At 68.1% G+C, this 13,393-nt stretch carries 14 protein-coding genes; 3 read left to right on the top strand and 11 right to left on the bottom strand.

Features of this window, described 5'->3' with window-relative positions; all coding sequences use genetic code 11:
• Nucleotides 1-6: 6 nt before the first annotated feature.
• Genes PRL19_RS06515 through PRL19_RS06485 form a run of 7 tightly spaced genes read right to left on the bottom strand, consistent with a single transcriptional unit; the run spans nucleotide 7 to nucleotide 6,969 of the window.
• Nucleotides 7-855: a fumarylacetoacetate hydrolase family protein gene (locus PRL19_RS06515; protein ID WP_273744292.1), complete on the bottom strand. Its 849-nt coding sequence runs from the start codon at nucleotides 853-855 to the stop codon at nucleotides 7-9.
• A 15-nt stretch (nucleotides 856-870) separates the two neighbouring features.
• Nucleotides 871-1,584: an SDR family oxidoreductase gene (locus PRL19_RS06510; RefSeq protein WP_273744468.1), complete on the bottom strand. Its 714-nt coding sequence runs from the start codon at nucleotides 1,582-1,584 to the stop codon at nucleotides 871-873.
• A 30-nt stretch (nucleotides 1,585-1,614) separates the two neighbouring features.
• Nucleotides 1,615-3,081 carry a UxaA family hydrolase gene (locus PRL19_RS06505; RefSeq protein WP_273744467.1) on the bottom strand — a complete coding sequence of 489 codons (1,467 nt, stop codon included), beginning with the start codon at nucleotides 3,079-3,081 and terminating at the stop codon, nucleotides 1,615-1,617.
• 47 nt (nucleotides 3,082-3,128) lie between these two features.
• Nucleotides 3,129-4,139, bottom strand: a complete 1,011-nt coding sequence (locus tag PRL19_RS06500) for a zinc-binding alcohol dehydrogenase family protein (RefSeq protein WP_273744291.1) — start codon at nucleotides 4,137-4,139, stop codon at nucleotides 3,129-3,131.
• A complete protein-coding gene (locus PRL19_RS06495) occupies nucleotides 4,136-4,912 on the bottom strand; it encodes an ATP-binding cassette domain-containing protein (RefSeq protein WP_273744290.1) in 777 nt (258 codons plus the stop codon). Before PRL19_RS06495 ends, PRL19_RS06500 begins: the two co-directional genes overlap by 4 nt.
• Nucleotides 4,913-4,971: 59 nt before the next feature.
• A complete protein-coding gene (locus PRL19_RS06490; RefSeq protein ID WP_148911868.1) occupies nucleotides 4,972-5,910 on the bottom strand; it encodes an ABC transporter substrate-binding protein in 939 nt (312 codons plus the stop codon).
• 33 nt (nucleotides 5,911-5,943) lie between these two features.
• Nucleotides 5,944-6,969, bottom strand: coding sequence for an ABC transporter permease (locus PRL19_RS06485; RefSeq protein ID WP_273744289.1), 1,026 nt, complete (start codon nucleotides 6,967-6,969; stop codon nucleotides 5,944-5,946).
• Nucleotides 6,970-7,086: 117 nt separating this feature from the next.
• Here PRL19_RS06485 and PRL19_RS06480 point away from each other — a divergent pair, with 117 nt between their 5' ends.
• Nucleotides 7,087-7,989 carry a GntR family transcriptional regulator gene (locus PRL19_RS06480; RefSeq protein ID WP_273744288.1) on the top strand — a complete coding sequence of 301 codons (903 nt, stop codon included), beginning with the start codon at nucleotides 7,087-7,089 and terminating at the stop codon, nucleotides 7,987-7,989.
• Here the strand turns inward: PRL19_RS06480 and PRL19_RS06475 are convergent.
• Nucleotides 7,986-8,912, bottom strand: a complete 927-nt coding sequence (locus PRL19_RS06475) for an aldo/keto reductase (protein ID WP_273744287.1) — start codon at nucleotides 8,910-8,912, stop codon at nucleotides 7,986-7,988. The two genes, PRL19_RS06480 and PRL19_RS06475, sit on opposite strands and share 4 nt — an antisense overlap.
• Before the next feature lie 96 nt (nucleotides 8,913-9,008).
• Here PRL19_RS06475 and PRL19_RS06470 point away from each other — a divergent pair, with 96 nt between their 5' ends.
• Together PRL19_RS06470 and PRL19_RS06465 are read left to right on the top strand one after the other, a co-directional pair.
• On the top strand, nucleotides 9,009-9,851 hold the full coding sequence (locus PRL19_RS06470) for an amidohydrolase family protein (RefSeq protein ID WP_273744286.1): 843 nt from the start codon (nucleotides 9,009-9,011) through the stop codon (nucleotides 9,849-9,851).
• Nucleotides 9,848-10,177, top strand: coding sequence for an L-rhamnose mutarotase (locus PRL19_RS06465; protein WP_273744284.1), 330 nt, complete (start codon nucleotides 9,848-9,850; stop codon nucleotides 10,175-10,177). Before PRL19_RS06470 ends, PRL19_RS06465 begins: the two co-directional genes overlap by 4 nt.
• Before the next feature lie 15 nt (nucleotides 10,178-10,192).
• Here the strand turns inward: PRL19_RS06465 and PRL19_RS06460 are convergent, their stop codons facing one another.
• From PRL19_RS06460 to PRL19_RS06450, 3 genes are read right to left on the bottom strand one after another with little or no spacing between them, the layout of a single operon-like run.
• Nucleotides 10,193-10,579 carry a hypothetical protein gene (locus tag PRL19_RS06460; RefSeq protein WP_127897771.1) on the bottom strand — a complete coding sequence of 129 codons (387 nt, stop codon included), beginning with the start codon at nucleotides 10,577-10,579 and terminating at the stop codon, nucleotides 10,193-10,195.
• 10 nt (nucleotides 10,580-10,589) lie between these two features.
• The gene (locus PRL19_RS06455; RefSeq protein WP_273744283.1) at nucleotides 10,590-12,893 is read right to left on the bottom strand and encodes a xanthine dehydrogenase family protein molybdopterin-binding subunit; all 2,304 of its coding nucleotides are present in this window, start codon (nucleotides 12,891-12,893) and stop codon (nucleotides 10,590-10,592) included.
• Nucleotides 12,890-13,348 (bottom strand): (2Fe-2S)-binding protein, encoded by a 459-nt coding sequence (locus tag PRL19_RS06450; RefSeq protein WP_045983882.1) that lies wholly within the window; start codon nucleotides 13,346-13,348, stop codon nucleotides 12,890-12,892. The genes PRL19_RS06455 and PRL19_RS06450 overlap by 4 nt, the downstream gene beginning before the upstream one ends.
• Between the last annotated feature and the right edge of the window lie 45 nt (nucleotides 13,349-13,393).

Raw genomic sequence — 13,393 nt, 5'->3', positions numbered from 1 at the left:
CGCCCATCAGGCCGGGTCGGCAATGACCTCCTGGCGCTGCTGGCCCAGCCCCTTGATGCCCAGCTCGACGACGTCGCCCGCCCGCAGGAAGCGTTGCGGCCGCATCCCCATCCCCACGCCCGGAGGCGTTCCGGTGGAAATCACGTCGCCCGGATGCAGCGTCATGAACTGGCTGAGGTAATGGATCAGGAACGGCACCTGATAGACCATCGTCGCCGTCGACCCGTCCTGCATCGTCTGACCGTTCACGCTCAGCCACATCGCCAGATCCTGGGGATCGGCGATCTCGTCCGGGGTGACCAGCCAGGGGCCGATCTGGCCGAAATTGTCGCAGGACTTGCCCTTGGTCCACTGGCCCGCGCGTTCGGTCTGGAACGCCCGTTCGGATACGTCGTTGGTCACGGCAAAGCCCGCGACATGGGACATGGCGTCGGCTTCGTCGACATATTTGGCAGGCTTGCCGATGATGACGGCCAGCTCGACCTCCCAGTCGGTCTTTTCGCTGCCGCGCGGGATGATGATCGGATCGTTCGGGCCGCAGATCGCGCTGGTGGCCTTCATGAAGATCACCGGTTCGGGCGGGACCTGCATGCCGGATTCGGCGGCATGGTCGGCATAGTTCAGGCCGATGCAAATGAACTTGCCGGTGCCCGCGACGGGCGGGCCCAGACGCGGATCGCCCTGGACCAGCGGCAGCGTCGCCGGATCAAGGCGCGCCAGGCCGGCCAGTGCAGCGGGATGCAGCGCCTGTCCGGACAGGTCCGACACATGCGCCGACAGGTCACGGATCTGGCCGTCCGCGTCGATCAGGCCGGGTTTCTCGGCGCCCGCGGCACCAAAGCGAACAAGTTTCATGTCGTCTTCCTTGGGTCAGAGTGTCCAGCCGCCGTCGATGCAGACGACTTGGCCCGTGGTATAGGTCGCGCCCGCCAGATACACGGCCAGATCGGCGATTTCCGCCGCATCGGCGATGCGCCCCATGGGCTGGCGCGCGACGAAGGCCGCGCGGGCCGCCACGGCATCGCCCGTCGCGGCAAGGCGGTCGTCCAGGGACGGCGACTGCACCGTGCCGGGGCAGATCGCGTTGCATCGGATGCCGTGGCCCACATGATCGGCGGCGACCGACTTGGTCAGACCCAGGACGGCGGCCTTGGTGGTGGAATAGGCAAAGCGGTTGGGCACCCCCTTGATGGACGAGGCGACCGAGGACATGTTGATGATCGCCCCCCGCCCCCGATCGACCATCCCCGGCAGGACCGCCCGGATCGTGCGCATCATCGATCGCACGTTCAGGTCGAATGCGAATTCCAGGTCGGCCTCGGATGCCTCCAGGATGCCGCCTGCATGCACGACCCCGGCGCAGTTGAACAGCACGTCCACCGGTTCCAGATCGGCAAAGAACGCCGCCACGGCGGCGCCGTCCAGCACGTCCAGGCGCGCGGTGCGGCACCCGTCCAGCGTCGAGAGCCCGTCCATGTTGATGTCGGTGGCGATCACCTCGGCGCCCGCCGCGGCAAAGGCCAGTGCGCTGGCGCGGCCGATCCCCTGGGCCGCCGCGGTGATCACGACGCGCTGTCCGGTCATGGGGGTTGGTATCATTCGCTGTCCTTTCACTTACATCACCGCGCCGATCTGCCAGGGCACGAACTCGACCGCGCCGAACCCCTGCGCCTCGCTTTTCGTCGGGGCACCGGAGGCGACGGCCAGCATCAGGTCGAAGATCTCGTGCCCCTTCTCCTGCAGAGTCGCCCCGGAGAGGATGGCACCGCAATCGACATCCATGTCCGGCTCCATCCGGCGCCACAGGTCGGGGTTCGACGCGATCTTGATGCAGGGCACCGGACGATAGCCCGACACGCTGCCCCGCCCGGTGGTGAAGGCGATCAGGTTGGCCCCCGACGCGACCTGCCCCGTCACCGAACAGGGGTCATAGCCGGGGCTGTCCATGAAGACGAAACCCGGCCGGTCGATGGGTTCGCCATAGCGATAGACCGCCGACAGCGGCGCGCTGCCCCCCTTGGCCACGGCGCCCAGGCTCTTTTCCAGGATCGTGGTCAGGCCGCCGCGCTTGTTGCCGGGCGAGGGATTGTTGTCCATCTCTCCGAAATTGCGGGCGGTGTAATCCTCCCACCATTCGATTAGGTCGATCAGCTTGCGGCCGGTCTCGGGATCGGCGCGTCGGGTCAGCAGATGTTCTGCGCCATAGATCTCGGAGGTTTCCGACAGGATCGAGATGCCCCCCTGCGCCACCAGCAGATCAGAGGCGATCCCCAGGGCCGGGTTGGCCGTGATCCCCGAATAGCCGTCCGACCCCCCGCATTGCATGCCCATCACCAGCGCGGATGCCGGGGCGGTCCGGCGCGTGGCGCGGTCGGCCTCGGCGGCCAGTTCGCGCAGGATCGCCACGCCCTTGTCGACGGTGGCCCGCGTGCCGCCCGTCTGCTGGATGGTCATATAGCGGAACCGGGCGCTGTCCTTCAGCGCGCGCCGGTCGATCAGGTCGGGGATCTGCATGACCTCGCAGCCAAGGCCCACCATCAGGATGGCACCGAAATTGGGGTTGTGGCCATAGCCCGCGATGGTGCGGAACAGCGTCTCGTACCCTTCGCCCTTGCCGGACATGCCGCAGCCGGTGCCGTGCACGATGGGCACGATGCCGTCCACGTTGGGGTAATCGGCCAGCCAGCCCTGACGCTCTGCCTCCTCGGCGATGAAGCGGGCGACCGATCCCGCGCAATTGACCGAGGTCAGGATGCCCACATAATTGCGCGTGCCCACCCGCCCCGATGGCCGGTGAAACCCCTGGAAGGACGCCGGCGCATGGGGGGCGGGCAGCGCACCCGCCGCGCTGCCAAAGCCGTGATCCTGCTTGTGCGCCCCCATGCCAAGGTTCTGGACATGGACATGCGCCCCCGCCGCGATGGGCCGGGTGGCGATGCCGATGACCTGACCATATTTCAGGACCGGTTCGCCGGGCGCGATGGGGCGGATGGCGACCTTGTGGCCCGCGGGGATCGCCTCTGTCGCAGCGCATCCGGCATCAAGCGGCGCGCCGGGGGCCAGGGCGATCAGGGCGACCATGATGTTGTCGCGGTCATGCAGGCGGATGGCGGTCGGTGGGGCTTGCGTCACGGGGTCACCAGGATCTTGACGATGTCGTCGCGGTCATCGACCAGCGCGGCAAAACGGTCGGGCAGATCGGCCAGCGGAACGACCTCGGACAACAGCGCATCGGTGGGGATCAGCCCGTCGCGAATGGCGTCGATGACCCGGTCGAAATCGGGGGCCTGCGCGTTGCGGCTGCCGATGATGCGGGCCTCGCGCTTGTGGAACTCAGCATCCGAAAAGCGGATGTCGCCCTTGACCACGCTGACCAGCACCGTGCTGCCGCCATGGGCCACGAGGGGAAAACCAGCCTCGATGGCCGGCGCGCTGCCGGTCGCGTCGAAGACGACGTCGAAGCCCTGCGCCAATTCGCCGGTCAGGATGTCGTCGCCCGGACGGTGCAGCAGGTCGAACCCGCACAGGCGCCGCGCCAGCGCCAGCCGCCGGTCGCTGAGATCCATCAGATGCACCTGGGCCCCGGCCAGCCGCGCGAACAGCGCGGTGCCAAGCCCGATCGGCCCCGCCCCCGTCACCAGCGCCAGATCGCCCTGCCCCACGCCCGAACGCGCGACGGCATGGGCGCCGATGGCCAGGAACTCGACCATCGCAGCCTGATGCACGCTCAGCCCGTCGGCGGGGTACAGGTTGCCCGCCGGAACCGCGATCCGCGCGCACATGCCGCCGTCGCGATGCACGCCCAGCACCGCGATCGCGGCGCAGCAGTTGAGCTTGCCGCGCAGGCAGGCACGGCAGGCCCCGCAGGACAGGTATGGGTTCACCACGACCAGGCTCCCGGCATCCGGTCCGCTGGCCACATGCCCGGACAGCTCGTGCCCGATCACGCGGGGATAATCCAGATAGGGATGCTTGCCCTCGAAGATGTGGTAATCCGTGCCGCAGATGCCGATGGCGGCGATGTCGACAAGCACCCAGCCCTCGGGGGCATGGGTCGGCAAGGGCCGCGTCTCGATGCGAAACCGGCCGGGTTCGACGCAGACGCCGCATGCCATCGTGGTGGCGGATGCGTCCTTCATTGCACCGGCTCCGGCCTGCGGGCGGACCAGTCGGACGGCAGCTCTCCCTTGACAATCAGGCTGAGGACGTCGTCCTTGCTGACATCGCCGATGGAATGGGCGCCCACGACGCGGCCCTTGTTCATCACCACGACCCGGTCGCATAGCTCGAACACGTCATGGATGTCGTGGCTGACCAGGAATATCCCGATCCCGTCGGCCTGCAGCTTGCGGATCAGGTCTGCCACCATCGCCGTCTCGGACGGGCCCAGGGCTGCGGTGGGTTCGTCCATGATCAGCACGCGGGTGTCGAAATAGATCGCACGCGCGATCGCGATCACCTGGCGCTGGCCGCCCGACAGGCTGGACACGGGGTCGCGCAGGTTGCGGAAGTTGGGGTTCAGCCGGGCCAGCACCTCGCACGCGGCGCGCAGCATGGCCGCGTCGTCCAGGTTGCCGAACCGGGTCTTCAGCTCCCGCCCCAGGAACAGGTTGCTGGGCGCGTCCAGATGATCGGCCAGGGCCAGCGTCTGATAGATCGTCTCGATCCCCTTGGCGCGGGCGTCGTTGGGTTCGGCAAAGCGGACCGCCGTGCCGTTCACGCGGATCTCTCCGCTGCTGGGGGTCATGGCGCCCGACAGGATGCGCATCAGGCAGGACTTACCCGCGCCGTTATGCCCCAGAAGGCCCACCACCTCGCCCGGATAGAGGCTGACCGAGACATGATCGACGGCCCGGACGCCGCCGAAATGCTTTTCTATGTCGATCATCTGGACCAGCGGCTGGTCTGACATGGGCATGCCCCTTGCAACGTGTCGGTGATCGGGGACCGCGCGGGCGGTCCCCGGCAGCATCAGTAGAGGACGTTCCTGGCCTCGTCGGACTCAATGTTGGCCTTGTCGACCATCACCACGCCGGTGTTGATGAACGGCTCGACCGTCTCTCCGGCCAGGATGTCCATCACGGTCTGCACGCCCATCTCGCCCATGGCGAACGATCCCTGCACCGCCGTCGCCGTCAGCACGCCGTCGCGCACGAACTGCTGCAGGTCCTCGTTGCCGTCAAAGCCCAGGGCGGTCAGCTGGCCCGCCTTGCCCGCCTGCTCGATCGCGCGCCCCATGCCGACGGCCGTGGGTTCGTTCGCACCGAAGATGCCGACCAGGTCCGGGTTCGACGCCAGCATGTCGGTGGTCTGGTTCAGCGCGTTGGCCATCTGGCTTTGCGAATAGAGCGGACCCACGATCTCCAGGTCGGAATTCTCCTGCAGGTAGGTGGTGAAGCAGCCGACGCGCCCGATCTCGGACCCGACGCCCGCGACATAGGACATGATCCCCACCTTGCCGGTCGTGCCGGCCTCGTCGATCATGCGCTTGGCCACCTGCTCTCCGGCCGCGCAGTTGTCGGTCGACAGGAAGGCCTGGAACGCGCCTTCTGCGCCCTCGCCCAGGGCGCTGTCGATGATCACGACCGGGATGCCGGATTCGTAGGCGCGCTGCACCACGGGGATCAGCGCCTCGGGGTCGGACGGGGCCAGGACCAGCCCGGCCACGCCGCGGTTGATGGCGTTCTCGACCAGGCTGACCTGATCGGCCACCGCGCTTTCCGCGGCCGGACCGTCAAAGCTCAGCGTATGCTCGGACTGGCCCTCGATCGCGGCCTGGGCGCCCAGGTTCACGTTCTGCCAGAAGTTCGAGTTGGTCGTCTTGACGATGACCGCGATCTCTCCGGCCTGGGCGCCGGCGGCGGTCAGGGCAAGGGCGGATACGGCCAGGCATGTCTTCAGCAGTGTCATCTTGGTTCCTCCTCCGATGATGATGATGCGGGCCTAGCGGCGGTTGCGGACCTGATCGATCCAGACCGCGCCGATGACCACGAAGCCGATGACGATCTGCTGGATGAAGGCGGACACGCCCGACATGTTCAGACCGTTTCGCAGAATGCCGATGATGAACGCACCGATCATCGTGCCCGCGACGGTGCCCACGCCCCCCGACAGGGACGCGCCGCCGATCACCGCCGCCGCGATGGCATCCAGTTCGTACATCACCCCCTCGCTTGGCTGGGCGGTGACCAGGCGCGACATCAGTACGTTGCCCGCCAGCCCCGCCAGCGCGCCTGACATCGTGTATGCGTACATCTTGGTCCAGTCGACATTCACGCCGGACAGGCGCGCGGCCTCCTCGTTCGACCCGGTGGCATAGATGTGGCGTCCGATCTGGCGGCGGCGCAGCAGATAGGTCGCGACCACAGCCACGACCAGCAGCAGGATGGCCGGATAGGGGATGCCCGGAAAGATCACGCGCGGAAAGCCGTTCGGCTGCATCTCGACCACGCGGAACAGCGCGCCGTTGCCAAGCCGCCCGAAGCCCGCGCCCAGCTGCGAGATGGGCGTGGCCCCGGTCAGCTGCAGCGCCACGCCGCGCGCGATCAGCATCATGCCAAGCGTCGCCACGAAGGGCGGGATCCGCAGCCGGGTGATGACAAGGCCGTTGAACGCCCCGCAGGCGGCGCCGGCCAGGACGCCTGCGCACATCGCGGGCACCACCGGCAGGCCGGCCTTGACCGCCATCGCCGATACCACGCCCGACAGCGCCAGCACCGAGCCGACCGAAAGGTCGATCCCGCCGGTGATGATGACCATGGTCAGCCCGATCCCCAGCAGCCCGATGACCGATGTCTGCAACAGCACCGTCAGCCCGTTGTTGACCGACAGGAACGCCGGGCTGGCCATCGCAAAGCCGATGATCAGCAGGACCAGCGTCAGCAGGGCCGATGCGCGGTGCAGCTGGTCGCGGGCGATGGTCAGCCGACGCGCCTTGCCGTCGGCCCAGGGCTTGCTTGCGTCCGTCATCGTTCCTCCCCGACCGATTTCGTCCTGATGTCGGCAAAGCATGTGCAGGCACCTTGCACCTGTCAATTGTTTTTAATAATTTAGGACAAGAACCGCCTGACCCGAGGAAACCCCACCATGGCCCGCAGCGACACCCGCTATCGCGAGGCGTACAACCGCCTTCTGGACCACTGCGCGACTCTGACCCCGGGGGCCAACCTGCCCGCCGAGGCCGCGCTGAGCGAGATCGCCGGGGTCAGCCGCACCGTCGTCCGCCGCTGCCTGGCGCGGCTGGCAGAGCTGGGGGTGATCGCGCTGGATGGGCGGGCCAAGCGGGTGCTGCGCATGCCGGACCAGGACGACCGGATCGCCGTGATCCGCGCCGCCGACGGCCTGCAGGCGCTGGAGCAGCGGTTCCTGGACTGGATCCTGCGGTTCGACGTGCCTGCCGAAACGCCGCTGTCGGTGGCCGAGCTGGCGCGGACCTTCGGCGTCACCCAGCATCAGCTGAACGAGTTCCTGGCCGGCCTCAGCCGGTTCGGCCTGGTCGCACGCAGGCCCAAGGGCGGCTGGATGCTGCGCGGCTTCACCAAGGAATTCGCGGTCGAGCTGTCGGACTTTCGGCTGGTCCTGGAACTGGACGCGATCGCCAAGCTGGTCGAGGCACCGGTCGACCACCCCGTCTGGCCGCGTCTGGCCACGCTGCGCGTCCAGCACCTGGCCCTGGCAGACCAGATCGACACGCATTTCCACGAGTTCTCCAAGCTGGACGAGGCGTTCCACGAGGCCATCAACGCCGTCGTCCGCAACCGCTTCGTGGCCGAGTTCCAGAAGGTCATCTCGCTGATCTTCCATTATCACTACATGTGGGACAAGACGCAGGAAAAGCAGCGGAACGGCGCCGCGATCCAGGAACACCTGGCGATCATCGACGCGCTGGAGGCCCGCGACGCCGGCCGCGCGCTGGATGCCGCGCGCCAGCACCTGCGCACGTCGAAATCGACGCTGCTGTCATCCCTGCGCCATCACGACCTGGGCTAGCGCAGGACCTCCAGGTTGCGGCGCAAGGTCGCCGGATTGGCCGTGCCCAGCAGCACCGCCGCCGCCGCGGGATGGTCACGCGCGAAATGCAACGCCGCGATCGCAAGCGGCATCCCCTGCGCGGCGGCCTGATCCTGCAGGGCAGCCACGCGGTCCAGCACCTGCTGCGGGGCGGGGCCGTAGTCATAGGTCGCGCCGGCCACGGGCCCGGTCGCCAGGATGCCGGAGTTGAAGATCCCGCCCAGCACCAGACTGGTCCCGGCCACGCGACAGCGCGGCACCAAAGCGTCCTCGGCCGAACGGTCCAGCAGGGTCAGCCGCCCCGCCAGCAGGATCACGTCCAGCGGCCCGTGATCCATCACCTGCAGGCAGATCTCGGTTTCGTTGACGCCAAGACCGAATGCGCCGATGCGGCCGGCCTCCTTCAGCCGGACCAGCCGTTCATACCCGGACCCCAGGAACGCCTGCAGATGCCGGTCGTTGTCGGTGCCATGGGTATAGGTGCCCAGATCGTGGACATAGACGATGTCGACCCGCGCGACGCCAAGCCGGTCCAGGCTCTGCTCCAGGCTCTCCTCGATCCCGTCACCGGAATAGTCGTAATGCACGTCGTTCTGCGCGGGGCGGACATAGCTGTCGGCCCCGGGGATCGGCGCGGCGGCAGGGGTCAGGACGCGCCCGACCTTGGTCGACAGAACGGCCCCCGTCCTGCCCGTCAGGAACCGCCCCAACCGCTGTTCGGACAGGCCGCGCCCGTAATGGGGCGCCGTGTCGAAATAGCGGATCCCCGCATCCCATGCCGCCTGCAGAACCTGCTGCGCGTCCTCCTCCGCGACCTCGCGATACAGGTTGCCGATGCTGGCACAGCCGAACGCGATGCGGGTGATCTCCACCCCCGTCCGGCCGATCCTGATGGTCTTCATGCCGCCTCCTGTCCTCCCGGGTCGGGCGTTGACACGCCACGACCGCCTCCATACGGTTTATTATGATTAGAGACACAACCCGGCAAGGACATTCCCGTGATCATTGACGCCCATCAGCATTTCTGGCGGATCGCCCGGGGCGATTACGGCTGGATGACCGATCAGGTCGCGCCCATCCGGCGGGACATCCTGCCCGCGGACCTGGAACCCCTGGCGCGGACGGCCGGGGTCACCGGCACGGTGCTGGTCCAGGCCGCCCCCACGCTGGACGAGACGCAGTTCCTGCTGGAGATGGCCGACCGGTCGCCGCTGATCCGCGGCGTCGTCGGGTGGATCGACCTGACCGGCGACGTGGCCGCGCAGCTATCGCGCATTGCCCACCCTGCGCTGCGCGGCATCCGCCCGATGCTGCAAGATATCGACGACACCCGGTGGATCCTGCAGGACGGCGTGGTCGACGCCCTGCGGCAGGTCGCGGGGGCCGGGCTGCGGCTGGACGCGCTGATCACGCCCTGCCATCTGCCGGTCATCGAGGAATTGGCCGGGCGGGTGCCGTCCCTGCCCATCGTGATCGATCACTGCGCCAAGCCCGTCTTTGACGGCACGGACCCCGAACCGGACTGGCGCCGGGGCATCGACGCCCTGGCCGCCCATCCGCAGGTGTTCTGCAAGCTGTCGGGGCTGGCCAACGAATTCGGGCCCGGCTGGTCCGCAGACACCCTGCGCCCGGTCTTCGACCATGTCCTGCGGGCATTCGGCCCCGAACGGCTGATGTGGGGTAGCGACTGGCCGGTGCTGGAGCTTGCGGGCACCTATGCCGACTGGCTGCAGGTCGCGCAGACCCTGTGCGCGGACCTGTCCGATGCCGATCGCGCTCAGGTCTTTGGGCAGACAGCCGCCCGCTTTTACGACCTTAACGCGAAGGAACAGCGCCCATGAAACGCATGGCCCATGTCATCGGGATCGATCCGGACCGGATCGACGAATACACCCGCCTGCATGCCGATGTCTGGCCCGCGGTGCTGGACCGGCTGTCGCGGTCGCATATCACCAACTATTCAATCTTCCTGCGCCAGCCAGAAAACCTGCTGTTCAGCTATTGGGAATATCGCGGCAACGATTTCGCGGCCGATGATGCGGCCATTGCCGCCGATCCGGTGACGCGCGACTGGTGGGCGCTGTGCGGCCCGATGCAGCGCCCGCTGGACACGCGGGCCCCTGGTGAATGGTGGGCGGGCCTGACCGAGGTGTTCCATTCGGACTAGGCCGCGCCTGCCGGATCACCCGTCGATCAGGCCGACAAGGATCTCCTTGATCTGCCGGGTGCAGGCCTCCTCGTCCCCATCCTGGGCAAGGGTGCGGGCTTCGCCCAGGCGGGCACGCGCCTCGATCAGCTCCTCGCCACCGTCCCCGGCCTCATCGGCCTCCTCGACCGCCGCGGCGGCGTCGTCCTGATAGGGGACGGGTTCCTCTGCCGTCTCCTCGGTCACGGCCTGGGCCTCGCGGGCGCCCGCGACCCCCTGCCCGCCCGTCGAGGCCGAGATGGCCAGCCGCGACGCATCGTCCAGCGCCTCCTCGAGGAAGGTGATCCGGTCGGCGCAATCCGCCAGCGCCGGACCGGCCAGGACAGCAAGGCCGCCGGCCAGAAGCATCTGTTTCAGGGTCATGGACATGTCCTCAGCTGCGAAGTTGATCGGCCACCGGCAGGCGGCGGATGCGGGTGCCCGTCGCGGCAAAGATCGCGTTGACGATGGCCGGGGCGACGGGCGGCAGGCCCGGTTCCCCGACGCCCCCCAAAGGCTGGTCATAGCCGCCCGAGGACACGAGATGCACGTTGATCTCCCGCGGCGCGGTCTCCATGCGGGGGATCAGGTAGGTGTCAAAGTTGTCCTGCTGCGCGCGCCCGTCCTGGAAGGTGATCTCGGCCGTCAGGGCCTGCCCCGCGCCCATGATGACGGCCCCCTCCATCTGAGAGCGGATGCGGTCGGGATTCACATGCGCGCCGCAGTCAATGGCGATCTCGACGCGCGGAATGCGCACCGCGCCGTCCACGACCTTGACCTCGGCCGCCACGGCGACATGGCTGACAAAGCTGTAATGCGCGGCGATGCCCAGGCCGCTGCCGGCGGGCATCTGGCGACCCCATCCGATCGCGTCGGCCACGGTTTCGGTGACCGCCCGCAGGCGTCCGGTGTCGATGGGATAGCGCGCCGGGTCCTCGCCATAGTTCCAGACATCGCCGATCTCGCTGGGGTCGATGAGGCGGGCGGGGCCGATCGTCTCCAGCAGGTATTCCAGCGGATCGCGGCCCGCCGCGGCCGCCAGTTCGGCGATGAAGGACTGGATCGCGAAGGCATGCGGGATGTTGGACACCGACCGGTACCAGCCGATGCGCACATGGGCCGGGGCCTGCGGGTTCTCGGCCCGGACGTTGGGGATGTTCAGGGGCATGTTGGTCAGACCCATGCCCAGCTCGAACGGCAGTTTCTCCTTGGGGTCGGGGGCAAAGATCGACCCGATCGTGGGGGCGGCGGTGCGGTGCAGCCAGGCCACGGCCTTGCCCTGTGCGTCCAGCCCCGCCTCCAGCCGCTCGACCGAGACGGTGTGGTAATAGCTGTGGTGCAGGTCGTCCTCGCGCGTCCAGGTCAGCTTGACCGGGGCGCCCATCTCGCGGCTGAGGATCGCGGCCTCCAGCACGAAGTCGGGCTTGGACTTGCGGCCGAAACCACCGCCCAGCAGGGTGACGTTGACGGTCACGTCCTCCTCGGGCAGTTCCATCCGCTGTGCCAGGCGCAGACGGGTGACCTGCGGCGCCTGAACGCAGGCCCAGACTTCGCAGGACCCGTGGCGCACATCGGCCACGGCGGCTGGCGGCTCCATCGGGGCCTGCGCCAGGTGGGGGATATAGTATTCGGCAACCACGCGGGTCTCTGCCTCGGCCAGGGCCGCGTCGACGTCGCCCCGGTTCAGGATCAGCTTGCCGTCGCCGGTCTGCACCGCCGCCTCAAGCTCTGCCCTGAAGTCATCCGAGGAATAGGCGGCATGCGGCCCGTCCTCCCATTCGATGACCAGCGCTTCGCGCCCCTTGATGGCGGCCCAGGTGTTGCGGGCAATGACCGCGACGCCGCCAAGCGGCTGGAATTCCGCGGGGATGGCGGGCGGGTCCAGCCGCACGATCCGCTCGACCCCAGGCACCTGCAGGGCGGCGCTGTCGTCCAAGCTGGCCACGCTGCCGCCAAAGACCGGCGGGCGGGCGATGACGGCGTACAGCATCCCTTCGCGGCGCACGTCGATCCCATAGGTCGTGGTGCCGCGGGTGATGTCGTCATTGTCGACCAGCCCGATATCGGCCTTGCCGACGTAACGGAACGTCGCGGGGTCCTTCAGGCGCAGGCCCTCGCGGTCGGGAACCGGCAGGGCGGCGGCTTTGGCGGCCAGTTCGCCAAAGCCCATCATGCGGTCCGATCCGGCATGACGTACGACATGCCCCTCGGCGCGCACTTCGGACAGGGGCACGTCCCACGCCTCGGCCGCCGCCTGCTCCAGCATGGTCCGTGCCGAGGCCCCGGCACGGCGCATCGGGCCGAAGAAATGGCGCAGGCTGCGCGAGCCGTCGGTGTCCTGGTTGCCATAGCGCGGCTCGTTGCCGGGGGCCTGGGTCACGCGGACCATGTCCCAGTCTGCCTCCAGCTCGTCCGCCACGACCATCGCGATGGAGGTGCGCACGCCCTGCCCCATCTCGGAACGGTGGACGGTCACGGTGACGATACCGTCCTCGGCGATCGAGACGAAGACGTTCGGATCGTCACGCCAGCCGTTGGGCATCGCGTCGGCGCCGAACTGGACAGGCGCGTCCTGCGCGCGGCCCGGGCGGGGCAGTCCGATCGCAAGGACCAAGCTGCCGGCCCCCATACCCAGCAGCAGGGACCGGCGGCTGACATTGGCGATGCGGGCGGATGCGGGGACGCGGTTCGACATCATTCGGTCCTCGCTTCGGCGGCCTGCTTGATGGCGGCGCGGATGCGCGGATAGGTGCCGCAGCGGCACAGGTTCGCGCTCATCACCGTGTCGATATCCTCGTCGGTCAGGTCGGGGGTGGAATCCACAAGCGCCGCGGCCTGCATGATCTGCCCCGCCTGGCAATAACCGCATTGCGACACGTTCAGGTCACGCCAGGCGACCTGCACGGGGTGGTCGCCGTTCTCGGCCAGACCTTCGATCGTGCGGACGTCCGACCCATCCGCGATCGAGATGGGGGTGATGCAGGCAAAGGTCGGATAGCCGTCCAGATGGATCGTGCAGGCGCCGCATTGGGCGATGCCGCAGCCGAACTTGGTGCCGGTCAGTCCCAATTCGTCGCGCAGGTACCACAGCAGCGGCATTTCGGGATCGCCATCGAAACTGTGTTCCGTCCCGTTCACGGTCAGGGTGATCATGATGGCTTCCTCGCTTTCGGATCAGGGCCGGTCGGCGTCGTGCGC

It is taken from the genome of Paracoccus marcusii (assembly GCF_028621715.1).
GTDB lineage: Bacteria > Pseudomonadota > Alphaproteobacteria > Rhodobacterales > Rhodobacteraceae > Paracoccus > Paracoccus marcusii.
This window is presented reverse-complemented; position numbering and strand designations above follow the sequence as displayed.